Genomic DNA, 20,258 nt, shown 5'->3' on the forward strand with positions numbered 1-20,258 from the left:
TTCGCGTCCGGCCGCTCGCACCCGGCCGCGTCTCGGAGAGGGCCGATTCCGCGCCCGCGCACGGCCGCTCCCCGGACGTGGCGAGGCGCGCGCAGGAACAGCCCTCGGGCAGGTGGCGGCACCGCGCGGCGGAGAGCGGCGGGCGCACTGTCCGTTCGCAGCAGCCGATGGGACCGAAAGGTCGCCGAAATAGGTCGGGCCGCACCACCGCGCTTATCAATCGGGCGAGCGCCTTCGGCCGCGCCGAATTCCAGGCCGGGTGAAATGACCGGGTCGGCCGGGGGCATTCGTTGACACCGCGACCGGGGCGTCGACATGATGGCGGCAGTGCTGACCGCACGTTCGCTACCGAGCGGCCGGAACCGGGCACGCGCGCGGTTTTCCTGGAGTGGAAGGCTTCCCCATTGAATGACGATCGACCGGTGGACCACGCATTCTACGCGGCGCATCGCCAATTCTTCGAGGCCACCGGGCCGGAGACCCCGTGCCTGCTCCTCGACCTGGACCTCGTCACCGCCCGCTACCGCGAACTGCGGGCCGGTCTGCCCGACGCCGCCGTCTACTACGCGGTGAAGGCGAACGCCGAGCCGGAACTGTTGCGGCACCTGGTCGCACTCGGGTGCGGCTTCGACGTGGCCAGCGTCGGCGAGGTCGACGCCTGCCTGGCCGCCGGCGCAGACCCGGCGTCGATCTCGTTCGGCAACACGGTGAAGAAGGAATCGGCGATCCGCTACGCGCACGAGCGCGGCGTCCGCCTCTACTCGATCGACTCCGCGGCGGAGTTGGAGAAGGTCGCGCGGGCCGCGCCCGGCGCGGAGGTGTGCTGCCGCTTCATCGTCCGGACGACCGGCGCGCAGTGGCCGATCAGCCGGAAGTTCGGCTGCACCGAGGAGGACGCGGTCGAGATGCTGCGCACCGCGGTGTCGCTCGGGCTCAAGCCGCGCGGCACCACGTTCCACGTCGGGTCGCAGCAGCGCGAACCGGACAGCTGGGCGACGGGAATCGCCACCGCCGCACGCGTCGCGACCAAGCTGGCCACCGACGGGATCGAACTCGACCTGCTCAACCTCGGCGGCGGGCTGCCGGTCCGCTACGAGGCGACCGTGCCCGCGCTGGGAAGCTACTTCGCGGCGATCGACCGGGCCGTCGCGGAGTCCTTCCCGACCCGGCCCGCGCTGATCGTCGAACCGGGTCGGTACCTGCCCGGTGACGCCGGGATGATCCGGTCCGAGGTCGTGCTGGTCACCGAGCGGGAGAACGGCCTGCGCTGGGTCTACCTCGACGTGGGCCGGTACAACGGCCTGATCGAGACCGACGACGAGGCCATCGCGTTCCCCGTGGTGGCGGTCCGCGCAGACGGCCGGTTCACCGGCGAAGAGGCCCCGGTGGTGCTCGCGGGGCCGACGTGCGACAGCACCGACGTCCTCTACGAGCGCACCCCGGTGTCGCTGCCGGTCGACCTGCGGCCGGGCGACCACGTCGACATCCTCGCGACCGGTGCCTACACGACGCCGTACGCGTCCGTCGGGTTCAACGGCTTCCCGCCGCTGCCCACCCACTGCTTCGGCGCAGCGGCCGGCTGAGCCCGTGGCGCCACGACGAAACTCCGTTCGGAAGGAGCTGCTGATGTCCGACGAGTACACCTGGGCGTTCGACGGGAAGCGCTACCGGATGCACCGCTTCCCGGAGGAGGTCGAGCGCGGCATCAAGGAAATCAACCGCAGCGACAACTGGCACGCCGCGCTGGCGTGGCTGGAGGACGTCGTCTGGATGGCCCTGTGCGCCTGGTTGTGCCTGGGCGTCTCCTACTGGTTCTACCCGTTGGCGGTGCTCGTGATCGGCGCGCGCCAGCGCGGGCTGTCGACCATCCTGCACGACTGCGCGCACGGCATCGGCGCGTCGAACCGCAAGGTGCAGATGTTCGTCGGCACGGTGCTCACCGCGTACCCGATCTTCCAGCAGCACTACGCGTACAAGATTTCGCACGTCTTCACGCACCACCCCAAGCTGGGCAACCCCGAGGGCGACCCGGACCTGAAGTTCTTCATCGAGCAGCGGGCCTACGAGATGTCCTCGCCGCGCGCGTACGTGCTCCGCACGGTCATCATGCCGTTGTTCGGCACGCAGACGTGGGCGTACCTGAAGTACCTGGTGCGTAACCGGTACCGGCTGCTCAAGCAGGGCCGCCTGCGGGCGGCCGACGCACCGCAGAACCCGATCGTCAAGCGCAAGCAGGTGCTCGACCGAATCGGCTTCTGGGTGTTCTGGACGACCGTCGTGTCGGTGTGCGCGGCGCAGGGCTGGACGCTCGAACTGCTGTTGTTCTGGGTGGTCCCCTACCTGACCAGCTTCCAGATCCTGGGCTGGTACATCGAGCTGTCCGAGCACACGCCGCTGGTGAGGGACTCCAACGTGGACCTCTACATGACCCGCAACCGCAAGAGCCGCACGTGGGAGAAGTTCCTCACCGGCATCCACAACGACAACTACCACCTCGAACACCACCTCGACCCGCGCACGCCGTTCTGGCGCCTCGGTCAGGCGCGGCAGGTGCGGCTGGCCGACCCGGCCTACGCGGCGGTGGACCGGCAGCTCGGCGGCCTGTTCACGAAGGGGCCCGAGGGGCAGCAGAGCGCGATCAGCGCCATCGTGGAGTCGATGACGTACAAGCCGGAGCAGCCGCATGTCGCTGCCTGAGCGCCCGGGACCGACCGACAAGGTCTACCGGCGGGTCGAATCGGGCGTCATGCACGGGGGCGCGGGGCTGCGGATGGGCCTGACCGACCCGGTGGTGACACCCATCTTCCAGACCGCGGCGTACGAGCTGCCCGACGTGGGCACGGCCGCGGACATCTTCGACCTGCGCGTGGACGGCCACGCCTACACCCGGTTGAACAACCCCACGTGCGACGTGCTGGAGGCCAGGATGGCCGCCGTGGACGAGGCCCCGGCGGCGTTGGCCGTCTCCTCCGGCCAAGCGGCGATCACCCTGGCGCTGCTCAACATGTGCCAGGCGGGCGACAACCTGGTCAGCTCCAACGAGCTGTACGGCGGCACGTGGAACCTGCTGGCCAACACCTTCGCCCGGTTCGGCATCGAGACCCGGTTCGTGAGCCCGGACAAGCCCGGCAACTTCGCCGACGCCACCGACGCGCGGACCCGGTGCTACTTCGGCGAGACCCTGCCCAACCCCAAGCTGCGGCTGTTCCCGGTCGAGGAGGTCGCCGCGATCGCCGAGGAGGTCGGGCTGCCGCTGGTGCTGGACAACACCATGCTCCCGCTGGTGTGCCGGCCGCTGGACCTCGGCGCGCACATCCTGGTCTACTCGGCGACCAAGTACATCGGCGGCCACGGCAGCGCGCTGGGCGGCCTGATCGTGGACTCCAACCGGTTCGACTGGGCGCGGCACGCCGAGCGGCACCCGCTGCTCACCACGCCGGACCCCGCGCACGGCAACGTGGTGTGGACCGAGACGGGCGGCGGCCTGGGCAGTTCGCTCGGGCGCAGCCCGTTCCTGCTCAAGGCCCGCGAGACGCTGCTGCGGGACCTCGGGCCGTGCCTGAGCCCGTTCAACGCGTTCCTGCTCATCCAGGGCATCGAGACGCTGCCGCTGAGGATGCGGGCGCACGGCGAGAACGCCGAAGCGGTCGCGCGGTACCTGGTCGACCAGCCGTCGGTGGTGTCGGTCCGCCACCCCGCCTTCGGCGACGCCGAGGAGGTGGCCCGGTTGCGGCGCTACACCGGCGGCAACGGCGGTCCGCTGGTGCAGTTCGAGCTGGCGGGCGGGCTGACCGCCGGTACGCGCTTCATCGAGGCGCTGCGGATGATCTCGCACGTGACCAACATCGGCGACGTGCGTTCGATGGCCACCCACCCGGCGTCCACCACGCACGCGCAACTGCCCCCGGACGACCAGGTCGCCGCCGGTGTCTCGCCCGGCTCCATCCGGCTGTCCATCGGCCTGGAACACCTCGACGACATCATCGACGACCTCGCGGGCGCGCTGGCGGTGGCCGGGTGACCGGCCGGCCGCTGGTCGCCCTCGCGGCGGCGTCCGAGCAGGTGGAGGGCGTGCCGCACGTGGCGGTGCGCGAGGTGTACGTCCGGGCGTTGGAGCGGGTGTCGGGCTGCGCGGTCGTGGTGGTCGGCGGGCCGGCCCCGGACCTGGCGCACGTGGTGGACCGGTTCGACGGCGTGGTGTTCGGCGGCCACCAGAGCAACGTGCTGCCCCAGTGGTACGGCGGCGGGCCGGCCCTGGGCCAGGCGGACCGCCACCGCGACGAGTTGGCGCTGGAGGTCATCCCCGCCGCGCTGCGGGCAGGCGTGCCGGTGCTCGGGGTCTGCCGGGGTTTGCAGGAGTTGAACGTCGCGCTCGGCGGCAGCTTGCGCGACGTCCCGGGGCACGCGGAGGATCTCACGCTGTCCAGGGACGAGCAGTACCTTCCCGCGCACCCGGTGCGGCTGACCGCCGGCGGTGTGCTGCGCGGGCTGCTCGGCGCGCCGAGCGTGGAGGTGAACTCCTTGCACCACCAGGCGATCGACCGGCTCTCCCCCGGCCTCCGGGTGGAGGCGGTCGCGCCCGACGGCGTGGTGGAGGCGGTCTCGACCGTCGGCCCGTCGTTCTGCCTCGCCGTGCAGTGGCACCCCGAGTGGTACGCGGAAACCGATGCCGTGTCGGTGGCGCTGTTCACGGGGTTCGCCGCCGCCGTTGCGGCGCGCGCGGCGCAACGCGTCGCCGTGTAGATGATCGATTCCAAGGGTTGGTGGTCGTAGGCGGTCAGGGCCAGGATGCGTCGCAGGACCCGGACGGCGGCCCCGGCGGGTGTGCGTCCGCCGTGTCGTTCGAGGTCGGGTTGTGCCTTGAAGGTCCGGTCGACGTGGCCGACAGTCCGGCGCGATTGTCCGAACAGTCGTGCGCCGGGCCGTGGCCTGGTCGGCGTGCGGGATGCCGGGCCCGAGCGACGCGAGGCCCTCCCGGGACCGGCCGCGTTCCACCGGTACGGAATCGGCCACCCACGTCGCCGGACCACAACGCGGCACCGGCCGCCGGAAACCCGACCACCGCCCCGACCAGGCCGACGGCCCCGCACAGCCACTCGTCGCAGCCCGGCCGTCGGGGCAGTGGGCCTTGTCGGCGATCACGCGTCCATCATCTGCATACGATCCTGAGAGATCCGGGTCGCGACGCACTACGACAGGCTCGCTGCGAGGGACACACCGAGGCCGAACTGGTGCGACTACGGGGAAAGCGGCTCCCGCACCCGGAGGTCGACGGCGGCGACCACGAGGAACAGCGCGGCGACGACCGCCAGTACGAGCATCAGGCCGTCCGGCGGCAGCAGGTTCAACGCGGTGCTGCCGACCGCCGGGCCGACCAGGCTGCCCAACGCCCACAGCACCGTGGCACCCGCGTTCGCGTCGATCAGGTCGCCTTCGGCGAAGTCCCGGCCGATGCGCACCAGCCCGAACGTGTACACGCCGCCCGCCGCGCCGCCCAGCACCACCAGGGCCGGCCACATCGCGGCGGGCACGGCCAGCAGCAGCGGCATGCCCAGCGCCGCCAGCAACACCACCACCCCGCACCCCAGGTGGAGCAGTCGGCGGTCGACGCGGTCCGACCACCACCCCAGCGGCACCTGGAGCAGGGCGTCGCCGGTGAACACCGCGCCCACCATGAGCACCGCGATCGCCTCCGGGTGGCCGTAGGACATGCCGTACAACGGCAACAGGGCCAGCACCGCGCTGTCGAAGAACGAGAACATCAGCACCGCCAACGCGATCGTCGGTGCCGACCGCGCGAACACCACGATCCGGCTCGGGTTGCCCGCGCGGAACGCGTCGACCTCGCAGGAGCCGGCGGCCAGCAGGAGGACGCCCGGCACGTGGGCCAGCACGGCGATCAGCAGCGACCACTGCGCGGCCGAGCCGAACAGGGCGATCAACCCCGGCCCGGCCACCTGGCACAGCGTGAAAACCGAGGTGTACAAAGCGATCCAGCGCCCGCGAGTGGCCTCCGCCGTGATCGCGTTGATCCAGGTCTCCCCCAGCACCAGCAGCAACCCGGCGAACCCGCCCGCGAGGAATCGGAGCACCAGCCACGCCGGGACGCTGTCGGTCGGCGCGAGCAGCCCGGTGCTCACCGCCGATCCGACGATCCCGACGACCAGCAGCGGTTTGACCCGCCACCGCCGCGTCAGCGGCCCCAGGGAGACCGCCGCGACGAGGATCCCCACGGCGGGCAGCACCGCGGCCGTGCCGATCAATGCCGCCGACCCGCCGGCCGCGCTCAGCCGCAACGAGACCAGCGGGACGGTCAGGCCGGTGACCAGGCCGACGACGGCGACGGTGCAGATGGCGGCGACGGGTTCCCAGCGCCTGCTCAGCACGGACCGCTCCGCGGCGCGACCAGGTGCGGGTGGACGTCACGCTGCGGCGAGGCCGCACCCGGCACCACGTCGGCGTCGCAGCGGATCGGGTCCGCGTCGGAGGGTTGCGGGAGGAACACGTTCACGGCGTGGCCGGTCACCGTTTCGAACCTACTGGCTCGGCGGGTGCCAGGCACCCTCATTCGGACGCAAGATCACTCCGGCGTCCTCAGTAGTCCTTGGCGTACTTCATGCTCAGGCCACCGAACGCGCTGACGAAGTCGTAGTAGCTGCTCGCCAGGTTCCGGCACAGCGTGCGCCTGGACGTCGAGTAGGCGTTGCACGTGTAGTCGCGCAGGGTGGTGAAGAAGACCGCGTCCACCGCGCCCTTCTTCGACTTGTCCCACTGCCTGGTCTTGAGGTAGGTGATCCCGTAGCCGTAGTCGTGCATGTCGCAGGCGACCCGGAAGTCGAACCCGCCGGGCTTCTGCAGGGCGGGCGCGGTGCAGTGGTCGTCGGTCACGCCCACGACGGCCTTGTTGCCGGGCGTGCGCCGCCAACTGGGCTGGATTTTCCGGCCCCCGTAGGACATCGGCACGGGACCCGCCCAGCACCCGTCGCGCCCCCACAGGTACTGCGAGGCGTACTTGCAGTGCGGCTGGAGGGCGGCGGTCGGGGGCTTGGTGGCCGTCTTCAGCTTGCCCGCGGCGCTGTAGGTCAGGTTCCACAGCCCGTCCGGCGGGGTGTCCAGCCGGGTGATGTTGCCGGTCGCGTCGTAGGTGTAGGTGCTCGTGGCCACGGGTTCGCCGTCGAGCCGGCGCAGGTCGTCCACCCGGCGCAGCCTCTTGCCGCTGTCGTAGGAGTACGCCACGACGACGGCCGGGGGCGGGTCGCCGGCGGCGTCGTACTCCACGTCCTTGAGCTGCCCGGCGACGTCGCCCAGCGCGCTGCCGGTGGCGGTGGTCGCCGTCGCGTACCAGAAGGTCGCGGTGTCCCCCGCAGGGGAGGTGAGCCGGGCGACCCGGCCCTGGGCGTCGTAGCCGACCGTGGTCGTGCCCGCCTCGGGGTGGGTGGTCGCCGTGATCAGGTGGTCCGCGCCGACTTTGCGCCAGGTGCGGGAGCTTGCCGCCGCATCGGCGGCTTTCTCGGTGAACGTGCCGTCGGCGTCGCGGACCACGGTGCCGCCGTCCGACGCGGTGAACGTGCCCGGCCTGGCCGGGTCGGCGAGGTAGCGGTCGGAGGAACTGCCGCTGGTGCGGTTGATCTGGAGGTAGCCGTTGGCGCTGAAGTCCTTCAGCCGGTCGCCGAGCACGCCGCCGAGCGGTTCCAGCCGCCAGTTCGGGCCGAGCACCCGTTCGTTGGGGTTGGTGACGTCGACGCGCTGTCCCGCGCTGTGGCTGCGGGTGGTGACCAGCCCCGGCTCGAACACGTCGGTGCCGCCGGTCAGCCACACGCCGGTGTCCGGCTCGACCCGGCCCGGCCACTGGTCGGCCGGCGCGGGCCCCGGCTCGGCCGGGTCGTCGCCCTCGCCGGGCGTGAACGGGGTCTCGGTGGTCACCCGCAAGGTGGGCGGGTCGCCCAGGCCCTCCCCGTTCTCGGTGGAGGTGAACACGCGGTAGTTGCGCGTCGCGCTCTCGGCCGGGGCGAGCAGGACCAGGCCGTGGTTCTTGGCGGTCCCGGCGGCCCACGCGGCGACGATGGCGGTGACGTCCCAGCTCATCCGCCCGCTGCCGCACGAGCCGTGCTGCGAGCCCTCGGTGCTGAGCACCGCGTCGGTGGCGCTGTTGGACGGCTGCGGCGTCCACGTCTGCGTCGCCGGGTCCCAGAAGTCGGTGACCGGCCGCACCTGGATGCCCGCGCCGACCGCCGGCCCGCAGCCGGGCGCGTCGACGTTGGTCAGCGTCAGCACGGCCTTGACCGGCGCGCGCAGCCCCCTGGTGTCGAACCGCAGGTAGGCCCTGGACTTCTCGCCGTCCGCCTCGGTCCCGGCCTTCAGGTACCCGCCGGAGGCGTTGTTGCCGTCGAACACGGAGTCCACGTCGGTGTCGGCGACCGGCGGCAGGTCCACGTCGACCGCCTGGGCCGGACGGGTGTGCGGGACGGCACCCGCCTGGATCGTCCCGCCTGCCAGCGCCAGGACGACCAGGGGCACCGCCAGGAGTCTCGTTCCGGTTCGCATCGCATTCCCCCCGCGAGTGGTGTCAGGACAGTTCCGGGCCAGCGTGGTCGACGGCTTGTGGGCAGGACTTGAGGAATCCTTGGACGCCGGGATCGGCCGGCGGGCCGGCGGACGTGGAAAGCCGTGCGGCGGGGCCGGCGGCTGAGTAGCCTGGCGGCCGCGAGGAGGTTCGGTGGGGGCGATCAGGTTCAGCCTGCTGGGGCAGATCGAGGCGTGGCTCGGCCCGAACGCGGTGGATCTGGGGCACCAGAAGCAGCGGTACGTGCTCGCGGCGCTGCTCGTGGACGCGGACCGCGTGGTGCCCCTGACCCGGATCCTGGACCGGCTCTGGGGCGAGGATCCGCCGCGCGGGGCGCAGAACACGTTGCACAGCTACCTTTCGCGGCTGCGCCGCGCGCTCGCGCCGCACTCGGACCACGTGATCGTCGAGCGGCACCCGGGCGGTTACGTCGCCCGGGTCGACCCCGATGTCGTGGACGTGCACCGGTTCCGCCGTCTGGTCGCCCAGGCCAAGGCGACCGGACACCCCGGTGACGCGGCGGACGTGCTGGCGCAGGCGTTGGGCCTGTGGCGCGGCGAACCGTTCAGCGGGGCGGAGAGCGCGTGGTTCGCCGCCCAGCGCGCCACCCTGCAGCGTGAGCACGCCGCCGCCCAGCTCGGTCTGTGCGACCTGCTGCTGCGATGCGGGCGGGACGCCGACGCGCTCGCCGTCGCGTCGGCCCGTTCGGCCGAGGACCCGTTGGACGAACGGGTCGCGGGCCAGGTGGCGCTCGCCCTGCACCGGCTCGGCCGCACCGCCGACGCGCTCGCCTGCCTCGACCGCACCCGGCGGTCGCTGGTCGAGGAGTTGGGCGTCGATCCCGGGGCCGCGCTGGTCGAGCTGCGCCGGCGGGTGCTGGCCGCCGACCCGGAACTGCTGCGGGTCGAGGCCGGCGCGGCCGGCGAGGAGCCCGCCGAGACCATCACGTGGTCCGCTCCGGCGACCCTGCCGCCGGACGTGCACGACTTCACCGACCGGGCCGGGCAGTCCGCGGCGCTGGTCGAGCGGTTGATCACCGGCGGGCGGGTGGTCGCGGTCCTGGGCATGGGCGGGATCGGCAAGAGTTCGCTCGCCCGGCACGTCGCGCACCGGGTCGCCGACCGCTTCCCGGACGGGCAGCTCTGGGTGGACCTCGGCCACGCCGCGCCCGGTGACGTGCTGGCCCGGCTGCTGCGGGTGCTCGGTGTCCCGGACCGCGCCATCCCCGCCGACCACGCCGAGCGCGGCGACGTCTTCCGCACCCTGCTGCGCGGCCGGACGGTGCTGATCGTGCTGGACAACGCCACGACGGCCGGTCAGGTCTACCCGCTGCTGCCGGGCTCGGGCGGGTGCGCGGTGCTGGTCACCAGCCGTGCCAAGCCGACCGGCGCGGAAGGCGTCGAGTGGGTGGAGCTGGACGTGTTCACCACCGACGAGGGCGTGGCGCTGCTGGCCAAGCTCGTCGGCGCGCAGCGCGTCGCGGCCGAGCCGGCCGCCGCCGAGCGGATCGTGGTGCTGTGCGGCGGGTTGCCGCTGGCGGTGCGGATCGCCGGGGCGCGGCTGGCCGCGCGGCGCACGTGGCGGCTGGACCACCTGGTGGGGCAGCTCAGCGACGAGCGCCGCCGGCTCGACCGGCTCGCGGTCGGCGACCTGGAGGTGCGCGCGTCGTTCGCGATGAGCTACGCCGGGCTGGCCGGGCCCGCCCGGCGGCTGCTGCGCCTGCTCGGGCTGGTCGCGGTGCCGGACTTCCCGCCGTGGGTGGTGGCCGTGCTGCTCGAACTCCCGCTGGACGAGGCGGTCGGGCACGCCGAGGAACTGGTCGACGCCCACCTGCTGACCGTGTCCGAGGTCGACCCGGTGGGCCAGTACCGGTACCGCTGCCACGACCTCATCCGGCTGTTCGCGGCCGAGCGCGCGGAAGCCGAGGAGGCCCCCGCCGACCGCGACCGCGCCGTCGAGCGGGCGCTCGGCGGCTGGCTGGCGCTGGCCGAGCGGCTGACCGGGTTCGTGCCCGGCCCCTGCTACGCCCGGATCAGCGGCGGCGCGCACCGCCCGCCGGTCGACGACCTGGTGCCCGACCTGTCGCCGGAGTGGTCGGACACCTGGTTCGACGCGGAGCGGCCGGCGTTGACCGCCGCCGTGCGCCAGGCGTGCCGCGCGGGGCTGACCGACCTCGCGTTCGACCTCGCCGGGTGCCTGGAGAAGTACTTCGACCTGCGCGGCATGTACTCGGACTGGCTCGCGCTCAACCGTGAGGTGCTCGACGTGTGCGTCGAGCACGGCAACCGGCTCGGCGAGGCGGTGATGCGGCGCGGGCTGCTCGACGTGACCACCTGGATCGCGAACGGGCCGGGCGAGGCGATGGACCGGATGCGCGTGGAGGCGCTCGCGCTGTGGGACCTGTTCGTCGAACTCGGCCACGACGCGGGAGCCTCGGACGTCGCGGTGATGCACTCGTGGTCGGAGACCGCGGCGGGCAGGCACGCCGAGGCCGTCGCCACGGCCGAAGCCGCGCTGGCCCTGGCCGAGCGCGCGAACCACGTCGGCGGGTCGGCGCGCGCCGAACTCGCCCTGGCCGTAGCGCACTTCGACAACCGCCAAGTCGCCGTCGCCGTCCAGCACGCCGAACGGGCGCTGGTCCACGCGCGCGAGCTGGGGAACCCGCGCTGGGAGGCCACCGCGCTCCAGTTCGCGGGCATCGGGTACCGGGAAGCCGGGGAGTTCGAGGTCAGCAGGCACATGCTGGACCAGTCGCTGGCCATCGCCCGCGCCTACCGCGACTCCTACACCGAGGTGTTGACGCTGCTCGCATCCGCGCGCCTGCACCTGCGCGCCGACCTCGAACGGGCGCGCGCCGACGCGGAGCGCTCGCTGTCGCTGAGCCGCCGCCACCGGATGACCCACCACACGGCGGAGGGGTTGGAACTGCTGGGACTCCTGGCGCTGGCGGAGGACCGGCCGCACGACGCGGTGGTCCACCTGGAGGAGTCCGTCGCGCTGTGGCGCACCAGGGGCTGGCACTCCTACCAGGCCGCCGCCCTGGAATCGCTGGGCCGCGCCTACGAGCAGGTCGACCCGGTCGCCGCGCGGCGTGCGTTCGCCGAGGCGCGCGAGGTGTACCTGCGCATCGGCGACACCGACCGGGCGGCCCGGATCCGCACGTGATCGGCGGATTCCAGGATCGCCCAATGGACGTCCACGGCGGGCCCCCGAGCATTGGTGGCGTCGGCCGACGGACGGCCACGCAACACAAGGGGGATGCGGCAGTGATGTCACGGATCACCAAGGCGCTCACGCTCGTCGCGGCGCTGTTCGCCCTCACCACGGGCACTTCGGTCGCCACCGCGCAGGGCCAGGCCGCCGACGGCGTCCAGGCGCAGGCGTCGCTGGGCGCCAAGATCGCCTCCATCGCGGAGCGCGAGCTGAAGAACAAGGACCGCAACCACGAGGAAGGCGCGAAGAACTGCAACTTCTACAGCGGCCAGGTCGGGTCCGGTTCGACGGCGGGCTGCAAGAAGGGGTGGCGGGCCGAGGCGTGGTGCGCGGACTTCCTGAAGTACGTGTGGAAGCAGGCCGGTGCCAAGACCTCCGGCGTCACGCCGGCGGCGGCGAGCCTCTACAAGTACGGCAAGACCAACAAGACCTGGAACTCCGGGTCGAGCATCAAGGGCGTCAAGGTGGGTGACGCCGTGGTGTACAACCTGAACAGCGGCGGCACCTGGGCCGGCCACGTGGGCATCGTGACGAAGGTGAACACCGGCTCCGGCAAGATCACGGTGATCTCAGGCAACAGCGGCACGGGCTCCAAATACGTCGACGACCGCACGTTCACCCCGGACGGCACCGTCTCGGGGTACGCGTCCCCGGTCTCCTGATCCCGGCGATCCGGTGAATCGGCGTCACGGCCACGGTCGTGACGCCGATTCGGCGCGCCCGTCGCGCACGCCGCGACCGCCGGCCAAGTTCACATTGAGTTGGCGTGTCGGCTCTGCCACTGCTGCATAGTGTTCCCCGATCGTCCTGCGCGCGAGTTGGTCCCGACCGACGAGCCGTGGGCACGGATCGGGCCGTTGATCCCGGTGCGCCCGAGGCGTTTCCGCCACCCGGGACGCCGGCGTGCCGACGACCGGGCGGCGTCGGAGCGGCATCCTGTACGTGGTGCGTACCGGGGTCGGCTGGAACCGGCTGCCCACCGCGTTGTCCGGCGCGTCGGGTGCGACGTGTCGACGCCGTCCAGCCGATCCGAGGCACGACCGGCAGGCCACGTGGTCGACCTCGCCGGCTCCACGCCCACCACGGCCACGACCACGACCACGAGAAGTACCGCCGCCCGGTCCGCGCCCGCAGGCTGAACGGGCGACTGTTCCGCGGACTGCGGGTCCGGACCGTCCGCAGCGCGGTAGAACTGCGGTTCATCGACGCACCGCGCGGCTTGTCGGAGGTTGGCATGGCGGACCCGGGTCGGCGGGCGCTGCACCGGACGATGGTCGTGGTCGACATCGAGGGATTCGGCTCCCCCACCCGGACAGTCCCCGATCAGGTCGCCATCCGCGCCGGCATGTACCAGGCGTTGGCCGAGGCGATGGCCGAGGCCGGGGTGTCGTGGGATTCCTCCTACCACGAGGACCACGGGGACGGCGTGTTCGTGCTGGTCCCGCCGGAGATTCCGAAGGCGTCGCTGGTGGAGGTGCTGCCGGCGGCGCTGGCGGGGGCACTGCGCCGGTACAACACCACGCGCGAGGGCGGCGCGCGGGTGCGGCTGCGGCTGGCCCTGCACTCCGGCGAAGTCGCCTTCGACGGGCGCGGTGCCACGTCCAACGCGGTCACCGTCGCGTTCCGGCTGCTCGACTCCGCCCCTCTTCGCCAAGCCCTGCACGACTCGCCGGACCCGGTCGCGACGATCGTGTCCCGGCAACTGTTCGACGACGTCGTCCCGCACTCCAGGACGCTGGACCCCGCCGCGTTCCGACAGGTCGACGTCATGGTGAAGGACACCTACGACTCCGCGTGGATCGCCCTGCCCGATTCGCTCGTCCGCCAAGTCGAGGACACGGACCGGTCCGCCGGCATCTACCAGGTGATGGTCTACACCTCCGGCGACGACGGCACGGCCGTCCGCGACGCGCTGGTCGAACTGCTGGAAACCCGAGGCGACGCGATCACGGCCGCGCGGGAGCCCCGACGCGGGTCGTGGTTCCAGCAGCTGTTCGCCCGGCAGAACGACCCGGACGCCACGAAGGGCCTGGCCGAGGCCGTCACCGCCGCCGTGGCCAACGAGTTGAGGTCGGACGCCGTCGAGACCGTCGTGCAGGGGCGCGACATCACCATCGACGTCCACCCGCCGGACCCGACAGGCGAGGAGCGGACCGCCCACGCCATCGCGCGCCTGCTCGACGCCTGCCGGGGCCATGAGGACGTGGTCGTCTACACCCGCCACTTCATCCTGATCAAGATCGGCCCGCAGGTCACCGCCTGGGCACCCACCGACGACGAGTGCCACGTCCTCGACTCACACCCCGAACTGCTGCACTCGCCGCGTGAACTGCCGGCCGCGATCGCCGCCGCCCTGCCGCGCCAACACACCGACAGACGTGCCCGCTAGGGTCACGCGGCGCACTTGTTCTGCTCCGGCACCAGCGCGGCCCGCACCTCGCGGCTCAGTTCCCCGCTGCGCACCAGCGCGGTCGCCTTCTCCACGTCGGGCGTCAGGTAGCGGTCGTCGACCACCGGGTCGACGTGCCGGCGTACCGCGTCGTGCAGCCGCTTCGTGCCCGCGCCCAACGGGAACGCGGCCATCTTGTCCTTGATCAGGTCGATGCCCTGCGCGGCCATCATGACGTGCACGGCCAGCACCGTTTCCAGGCGGTCGAGGTTGTCGTGCAGGGCGCGCACCGAGGCCATCGCCATCGTGTTGTGGTCCTCCTGGCCGAACTTCGCCGGGCGGGACAGCGTGCCGGCGGGAGTGGCCAGCCGCTGCATCTCCGGCACCAGCGCCACCGCCACGGTCTGCGCCTGGATCAGGCCCGAGTTCAGGCCGGGCTTGCCGCCCGCGAGGTTGGGCGGCAGGCCGTAGCTCCACTTGTCGGCGAGCAGCCGCGCGGACAGCTCCTGGGACAGCACGCCCAGATCGGCGGTCTGGGCGTTGAGCGAGTCGATCTCGTGGCCGAGCAGCGCGGCGTCCCAGTTGCCGCCCATGACGAACTCGTAGCGGCCGTCCTTCTCGAACAGCAACGGGTTGGACGTCGACGCGTTCGCCTCGCGCTCGATGTGGCCGTGCGCGTCGGCCAGCCGTTGGCGCAGCGCGCCCATGATGTGCGGGGCGGCGCGCACCGAGACCGCGTCCTGGATGCGCGGGTCGGGCTCGCCGCTCGCCTTGCGCCCCTCGTCGGTCATCCACCCGGTGCCGCAGATCAACAACCTGGTCACCCGCGCCGCCTCGACCTCGGCGGGGATGCGGCGCTCGTCGTGGGTTCGGGGGTCGAAGGCACCCTGTTCGGCGCGGGTGGCCTCCAGGAACAACGCGAACGCCGCGTCGTGGACGTCGGCGAGGTGCTCGGCCCGCACCACGGCGTCGACGTACCGCGCGGTCAGCACGCTGCTGCCGCTGATCAGCGGCAGCGCCTCGCCCTGTTCGAGCTGGAACGCCGGTGGCAGCCCGGCCTGGGCGAGCAGTTCGGGCGCGGAGCCCTCCCGGCCCTGGAAGCGGGCGGGCGCCGGTTCACCGGTGAGCACCAGGCCCGCCGCCGCCATCGGCTGGAGGTCACCGGTGCCCAGCGAGCCGATCTCCGGCATCCGGGGCGTGATCCCGGCGTTGACCAGGTCCAGGATGCGGTCGACGAACTCCGGCCGCACGCCCATCCTGCCGCGCGCCATGGTGTTGGCCCGCAGCACCAGCGCCAGCCGGGCGACCCGGTCGGACAGGGCCGGGCCGACGCCGGCGGCGTGCGAGCGCAGCACGCGCCGCTGGAACTCCAACCGGTCCTCGGGGGGCAGCGGGTCGCCCTTCAACGGGCCCAGCGCCTGGTTCCACCCGTACACCCGTTGCCCGGCAGCCAACGCGGCCTCGGCGCCCTGCCGGGCGCGGACCAGCTCCTGCCGGGACCGCTGCCCCAGCCGCACCTGGACGTCGTCGGCTTCCAGCACCTCCACCAACCGGTCCCAGCCCAGCGATTCGCCGTCCAGCTCCAGCACGGCGGTCCGGTGCTCCAACCGGACCGACTGCCGGTCCGCGATCGCGCCGGGCGCGGCGGTGGCGCTCGACAGCGTCGCCGCACCGAGCACGCCCACGACCAGGAGCCGCCACGGGAACGTCATTCGTTCTCCTGCCTCGTGCCGCGGCACAACCCGCGGCCGGAAGTCGACTGTCCACAGGGGACGGCGACGCGCGCCGCCGGTCTCGGGCCGCCGTCCGGACGACCGCCAGGTCATCCTCGCACCGCCGCACGTGCCGACGGGCGTCCGGCGCGCCCGAACCGAGCCATCGGGTGAGCCGGCGACCCGACGTGACGCTCCACAAGGGACGGACCGTCACCGGCACGGCCGATCGTCACCTCGTCGAGGAGCGCGGTCGGAGGGCGGGTGGTGCGGTGGCCGTGACCACCGCACCACCCGCCGTCACCGCGGTCCCGCGCCGGCGTCGGGAGAGGTGCGGAGTACCCCTCCCGACGCCGGCGACCCACGGGGTCGGGTTGTCACGTCAGGGGATACGGCCCTTCGCCGGTCAGCGGCGTCACCTTGAGCGAGCCGCAGGACGGTCCGGACACCTGGTCCCCGGTGGGCAGGTCGAACGTGGAGTGGTGCAGCGGACAGGTGATGCGGAGCTTGCGGTCGTTGACGTAGCCGAACAGCAGCCTGCCCTTGCGGTGCGGGCACTCGGCCTGGGTGAGGAACCGGTGTTCCCGCACCTCGACCAGCAGCAGGTCGGCGTTGAGCTGGCGCACGGACACGCCGGGACTCCGGGCGGGCAGCGGTCGCACGGAGGGCACCGCGGCCACCGCCGCGACCGCGCCGGGTGCCGCCGCGACCGGCTCGGCGTCGGTGCTCACGCGACCTCCTTCGCCCGCGCGACGGCGGCGTCGACCGCCTCGCCGACCACCGCGCTGGTCAGCTCGACCCCGGCCCACACCTTCCGCAGGTCGACACCGCGCTCCTGGTCCAGCTCCCGGATGGCGGTCTGCATCTGCTTGCTGTGGAAGGCGTCGATGTAGAGGTGTTCGGTGTAGTACCGGTCCTGCACCAGCCCGAGCCGCTTGCCGGCCGCGCCGAAGCTGCGGAACGCGTACAGCACGCTCGACTCGAAGTAGGCGTAGGCCCCGAGGAAGTAGTCCGGTTGCGGTGCGCGGGCCGCCAGCCAGTAGAACAGGTTGACGAACCCGAGCAGCTCGTCCGCCGCCCGGTCGACGTGGTGGGCCAGGTCGGTGGGCAGCTCCAGCTCCTCCAACAGCTTCCGGTACAGACCGGCGTGCTCCTGGTCGTCGTTGCCGCAGCCGAACTCGTCGATCAGGATCCGGAACACCGCCATCCGCGACCGCGACGGCAGCCTGGGGATGATCGCCAGCAACGACTGCGACTCGATGAGCCCGTCCACCGCGAACTGGGAGACGATCTCCTTGAACTGCGCCAGGTTCGCCTCCTCGGCGATGAACAGGTCACCCGGGCTCGGATTGCCCTCTTCGGCCGCCAGCCGCTCCCCGAGCGCCTTCACCAGCTCCGCCCGCGAGGCGAAGTCGGGTGCCGCCGCCTCCCGTTCGTCGGCGCGCCGCTGGAAGGACTCCCGTTCCAGCCGGCGCATCTCGGCGTACTCGGCCGCCGTGGGCACCGAGCGGTTGAGCTGGTAGAGCCTGCGCGCCACGCTCATGACGCCACCGCCCGCTCGGGCAGGACCCCGGCCGTCGTGATGACGCCCCGGCGGACCAGCTCCTCCTTCAACGGCCGGTACCACTGCTCGTCGAACAGCCCGTACGCCCGGCAGGCGTCGTTGATCCGGTCCTGCAGCTCCGGCCGGGGATCGGCGAGCATCTCGTTGCACAGCCCCGGTTCCAGGTTCAGCAGCGGGCCGATGAACCCGGCGATGCCGGTCACCCGGACCAGCAGGTTCTCCCAGCCCTCGAACACCGGGACGCCGGTGCCCGCGCCGGCCACGGCGGTGGTGAACTCCGCCGAACCGCTGGACTCCTTGATGCCGACGACGCCCGGCAGCCGGCAGATCCGCAGCAGGGTGTCCAGCTCGATCCGGTTGCCGGACACGGCCTCCTCGTTGTAGAGGAAGATCCGGACGCCGACCGCCTCGCGGATGGTCCGGAAGTGCCCGAAGATCTCGTCCTGGGTCACGTCCTGCCCGTACGGGGTGGTGACGACGATCGCGTCGACCCCGAGGTCCACCGCCACCTTGGCCCGCGCCACGACCTCGGCCGTGGTGGGGAGCTGGATGCCCGACAGCACCGGCAGCCCGCGGGAGTGCGTGCGGGTGGACGACACCACGTCCACCCACTGCCGTTCCGACAGCTTCCAGCCCTCGCCGGTGCTCAGGGCGGGCATCAGCCCGTCGACCCGGTCGGCCAGCGAGCCGATCAGCCGGTCGATGTCGGACGCCGACACCTCGCCGTGCGCGTCCAGCGGTGTGACGAGGGGGACGATCGTGCCGCGCAGGCTCATGCCGCACCTCGCACGCGCAGCGCCAGCGACCGCTCGTAGAGGTCTTCCAGCTCCTGCGGGAACGCCGACTCGACGTCGGGCAGCTCACCCAGCGGCAGGTCGGTCCGGGCGGTCAGCTCGGGGTCGACCGTGAACAGGGTGCCGGCGCGGTTGAGCGCGAACGCCACGGTCAGGCGGTGGCGCGGCGAGAGGCCGGCGGAACCCGCGACGTCCAGGCCGCGCCGGAGGTCGTCGTCGGTGTAGCCGATCCGGTCGATCCGCATCTCGGTGTGCAGGACGTCCATGAACGGGTAGTAGGCGTCCTGCTCGGCGCGGCTGTAGCCCCACACCAGGTCGTCGCACGCGCCGACCTGCTCCAGCGGCATCACGGCCCCGGTCTCCAGGTGGCGGACGAAGAACGCCTTGCCCCGCCGCCGCGTCGACTCGTCCGCGCTGTTCATCGCCATGAACAGCGCGGCGTCGATGATCGCTTCACCACTCATTGCGGGTCAGCACCTCACGCATGGCGGTCATGGCGTCGGCGAACATCTCGGGGTCGCGGGCCAGCGCCAGGCGCACGTAGCGCTCGCCCTTGACCGGCTCGTTCCAGAAGAAGTAGGTGCCGGGCAGCACGTAGACGTCGTTCTCCAGCAGCTTGCGCTGCAAGCCGGTCGCGGTCAGGTTCGCCGGCTTGACGCGGAACCACGCCACGCTGACGTTCACCACCGGCTCGATGTACTCCAGCACGTCGCCGTCGAGCACGACCTTGGCCAGCCGCCGGTTCTCGGTGATGACGTTGCGCACCGAGGCGAAGCCGTCCTCGACCGAGTCCTCGACGTAGCCGGCCAGGAAGTTGAGCACGAACGGCGAGACGTTGAGCAGCACGCTCGTGTGGAGGTTGTAGACCTCCTCGCGGATGTCGTCGCTCGGCGTGATCATCGCGCACTTGGCGTCCTGGACCGGCCAGGTCTTGCCGGTGTCCTCGATCGCCAGGTAGGTCACGCCGGAGCTTTCGAGTAACTCGTAGATGTCGAATCGCCCGATTCGCCGGTCCGCGAGGGCGAACGCGGCGAAGCACTGGTCGATCAGCAGCACTTTGTCGTGGTCGACGCAGTAGCGCACGACTTCCGCGAAGCCGCTGCGGCCGTCTTTGAGCAGGCTGAACCCGGTGGGATTGTTGGGATCGACCAGGAACAGCGCGTCGGTCCGCACGTTGCGGACCAGGTTGTCGTAGATGTCCGAAACTTCGTGCAGGTTCGACTCGTCGATCGGGCGCACGTCGACCTGCATGTTCTTGAGCAGGTCCACGAGGTTGTCGAAGCACGGCTCGACCAGCGTGACCGAGATCGAGCGGTTCTTGAGGAACATCGCGGCGACCATGGTCGAGATGCTCGCCGCGTAGGAGATCATGGTCTTGCCCAGCGCCGCGGCGCCGGGCTGGCGGTGCAGCCGGAAGAAGGCTTCGATGAACCGCTGCTCGTAGTGGGACTGCAGGCCCTGCTCGGCCTCGTACCACAGCTCGGGCAGGCTGCCGACGATCTTCTCCTGGCTGGTGGACTGCCGCTGGTGGGTGTGCGCGTCCGCGAGGTTGAACCGGGTCTTCAGGGCCTCGATCTCGTGCTGGGTGAGGTCGACGAAGTCGCTGATGTCCGGCCTGGCCGTGGTGGTGTCCGCACTGGTGCTCGTCAAGGGGTACTCCCGGGTTTGTTTTCGACGGGGCAGGCACCGGGATTCGACGTGTGCCGGTCGAACGCGTGCTTACCGGAATCAATTCGACCGACGATTGTTCAGGTACGCCGTCGCCCGGTGTTCGACGTCCGAACCTTTCGCCTCGGCGGCAATAGCCACGGTAGCCACCTTAACCGCACAGATTTCATAACGGTCGGCTAACGATCCGTTTCTTGACGAAAAACCCCTGCTCCGGGCCCCGGCCGGGGCCGCGCGCTATTCTATTCAGCGCATCGCTTTTCCCTATGGGTGCGGACATGCGAAATCCCGACCTGGGGGGCCGGGATTGTTTCGCGGGAACCGCGGTCGGCACGAGGTCGCGGACCTCGTGCCG

16 protein-coding genes and 1 pseudogene are annotated in these 20,258 nt (G+C 71.8%); 7 read left to right on the plus strand and 10 right to left on the minus strand.

Annotated elements, in window-relative coordinates; translation table 11 throughout:
- Nucleotides 1–422: 422 nt before the first annotated feature.
- Genes AC0HI0_RS15875 through AC0HI0_RS15890 form a run of 4 tightly spaced genes read left to right on the plus strand, consistent with a single transcriptional unit; the run spans nucleotide 423 to nucleotide 4,743 of the window.
- Entirely contained in the window at nucleotides 423–1,583 is a 1,161-nt protein-coding gene (locus AC0HI0_RS15875; protein ID WP_480933126.1) for a type III PLP-dependent enzyme, read from the plus strand.
- Nucleotides 1,584–1,626: 43 nt separating this feature from the next.
- Nucleotides 1,627–2,697 carry a fatty acid desaturase gene (locus tag AC0HI0_RS15880; RefSeq protein WP_480933127.1) on the plus strand — a complete coding sequence of 357 codons (1,071 nt, stop codon included), beginning with the start codon at nucleotides 1,627–1,629 and terminating at the stop codon, nucleotides 2,695–2,697.
- Entirely contained in the window at nucleotides 2,684–4,021 is a 1,338-nt protein-coding gene (locus AC0HI0_RS15885) for an O-acetylhomoserine aminocarboxypropyltransferase/cysteine synthase family protein (protein ID WP_480933128.1), read from the plus strand. Before AC0HI0_RS15880 ends, AC0HI0_RS15885 begins: the two co-directional genes overlap by 14 nt.
- Nucleotides 4,018–4,743, plus strand: a complete 726-nt coding sequence (locus AC0HI0_RS15890; RefSeq protein WP_480933129.1) for a gamma-glutamyl-gamma-aminobutyrate hydrolase family protein — start codon at nucleotides 4,018–4,020, stop codon at nucleotides 4,741–4,743. Before AC0HI0_RS15885 ends, AC0HI0_RS15890 begins: the two co-directional genes overlap by 4 nt.
- A gap of 29 nt (nucleotides 4,744–4,772) precedes the next feature.
- Here the strand turns inward: AC0HI0_RS15890 and AC0HI0_RS15895 are convergent.
- The 4 genes and pseudogenes from AC0HI0_RS15895 to AC0HI0_RS15910 all read right to left on the minus strand — a co-directional run.
- Nucleotides 4,773–4,925 (minus strand): annotated as a pseudogene (locus tag AC0HI0_RS15895) (IS982 family transposase); the annotation flags it as partial.
- A gap of 312 nt (nucleotides 4,926–5,237) precedes the next feature.
- Nucleotides 5,238–6,386, minus strand: a complete 1,149-nt coding sequence (locus AC0HI0_RS15900) for an MFS transporter (RefSeq protein ID WP_480933130.1) — start codon at nucleotides 6,384–6,386, stop codon at nucleotides 5,238–5,240.
- Nucleotides 6,380–6,526, minus strand: coding sequence for a hypothetical protein (locus AC0HI0_RS15905; protein ID WP_480933131.1), 147 nt, complete (start codon nucleotides 6,524–6,526; stop codon nucleotides 6,380–6,382). Before AC0HI0_RS15905 ends, AC0HI0_RS15900 begins: the two co-directional genes overlap by 7 nt.
- 68 nt (nucleotides 6,527–6,594) lie before the next feature.
- A complete protein-coding gene (locus tag AC0HI0_RS15910) occupies nucleotides 6,595–8,517 on the minus strand; it encodes a phospholipase A2 (protein WP_480933132.1) in 1,923 nt (640 codons plus the stop codon).
- A gap of 199 nt (nucleotides 8,518–8,716) precedes the next feature.
- Between AC0HI0_RS15910 and AC0HI0_RS15915 the strand changes: the two genes are divergently transcribed.
- The 3 genes from AC0HI0_RS15915 (at nucleotide 8,717) to AC0HI0_RS15925 (ending at nucleotide 14,165) form a co-directional block, all read left to right on the plus strand.
- The gene (locus AC0HI0_RS15915) at nucleotides 8,717–11,728 is read left to right on the plus strand and encodes an AfsR/SARP family transcriptional regulator (RefSeq protein WP_480933133.1); all 3,012 of its coding nucleotides are present in this window, start codon (nucleotides 8,717–8,719) and stop codon (nucleotides 11,726–11,728) included.
- Between the two features lie 104 nt (nucleotides 11,729–11,832).
- Nucleotides 11,833–12,438, plus strand: a complete 606-nt coding sequence (locus tag AC0HI0_RS15920; RefSeq protein WP_480933134.1) for a CHAP domain-containing protein — start codon at nucleotides 11,833–11,835, stop codon at nucleotides 12,436–12,438.
- A gap of 572 nt (nucleotides 12,439–13,010) precedes the next feature.
- A complete protein-coding gene (locus tag AC0HI0_RS15925; RefSeq protein WP_480933135.1) occupies nucleotides 13,011–14,165 on the plus strand; it encodes a nucleotidyl cyclase domain-containing protein in 1,155 nt (384 codons plus the stop codon).
- 2 nt (nucleotides 14,166–14,167) lie between these two features.
- On the opposite strand, the gene AC0HI0_RS15930 is transcribed toward AC0HI0_RS15925, so the two are convergent.
- The 6 genes from AC0HI0_RS15930 to AC0HI0_RS15955 all read right to left on the minus strand — a co-directional run bounded on the left by AC0HI0_RS15930 (nucleotide 14,168) and on the right by AC0HI0_RS15955 (nucleotide 19,885).
- Nucleotides 14,168–15,877, minus strand: a complete 1,710-nt coding sequence (locus AC0HI0_RS15930) for an HAL/PAL/TAL family ammonia-lyase (RefSeq protein WP_480933136.1) — start codon at nucleotides 15,875–15,877, stop codon at nucleotides 14,168–14,170.
- Between the two features lie 377 nt (nucleotides 15,878–16,254).
- Nucleotides 16,255–16,608: a Rieske (2Fe-2S) protein gene (locus AC0HI0_RS15935; protein ID WP_480933137.1), complete on the minus strand. Its 354-nt coding sequence runs from the start codon at nucleotides 16,606–16,608 to the stop codon at nucleotides 16,255–16,257.
- On the minus strand, nucleotides 16,605–17,420 hold the full coding sequence (locus AC0HI0_RS15940; RefSeq protein WP_480933138.1) for an iron-containing redox enzyme family protein: 816 nt from the start codon (nucleotides 17,418–17,420) through the stop codon (nucleotides 16,605–16,607). The genes AC0HI0_RS15935 and AC0HI0_RS15940 overlap by 4 nt, the downstream gene beginning before the upstream one ends.
- Nucleotides 17,417–18,217, minus strand: coding sequence for a dihydrodipicolinate synthase family protein (locus AC0HI0_RS15945; RefSeq protein ID WP_480933139.1), 801 nt, complete (start codon nucleotides 18,215–18,217; stop codon nucleotides 17,417–17,419). Before AC0HI0_RS15945 ends, AC0HI0_RS15940 begins: the two co-directional genes overlap by 4 nt.
- A complete protein-coding gene (locus AC0HI0_RS15950; RefSeq protein WP_480933140.1) occupies nucleotides 18,214–18,699 on the minus strand; it encodes a DUF6190 family protein in 486 nt (161 codons plus the stop codon). The genes AC0HI0_RS15945 and AC0HI0_RS15950 overlap by 4 nt, the downstream gene beginning before the upstream one ends.
- The gene (locus AC0HI0_RS15955; RefSeq protein WP_480933141.1) at nucleotides 18,689–19,885 is read right to left on the minus strand and encodes an aminotransferase class I/II-fold pyridoxal phosphate-dependent enzyme; all 1,197 of its coding nucleotides are present in this window, start codon (nucleotides 19,883–19,885) and stop codon (nucleotides 18,689–18,691) included. The genes AC0HI0_RS15950 and AC0HI0_RS15955 overlap by 11 nt, the downstream gene beginning before the upstream one ends.
- Between the last annotated feature and the right edge of the window lie 373 nt (nucleotides 19,886–20,258).

Source organism: Saccharothrix sp. NBAS 001 (genome assembly GCF_056640475.1).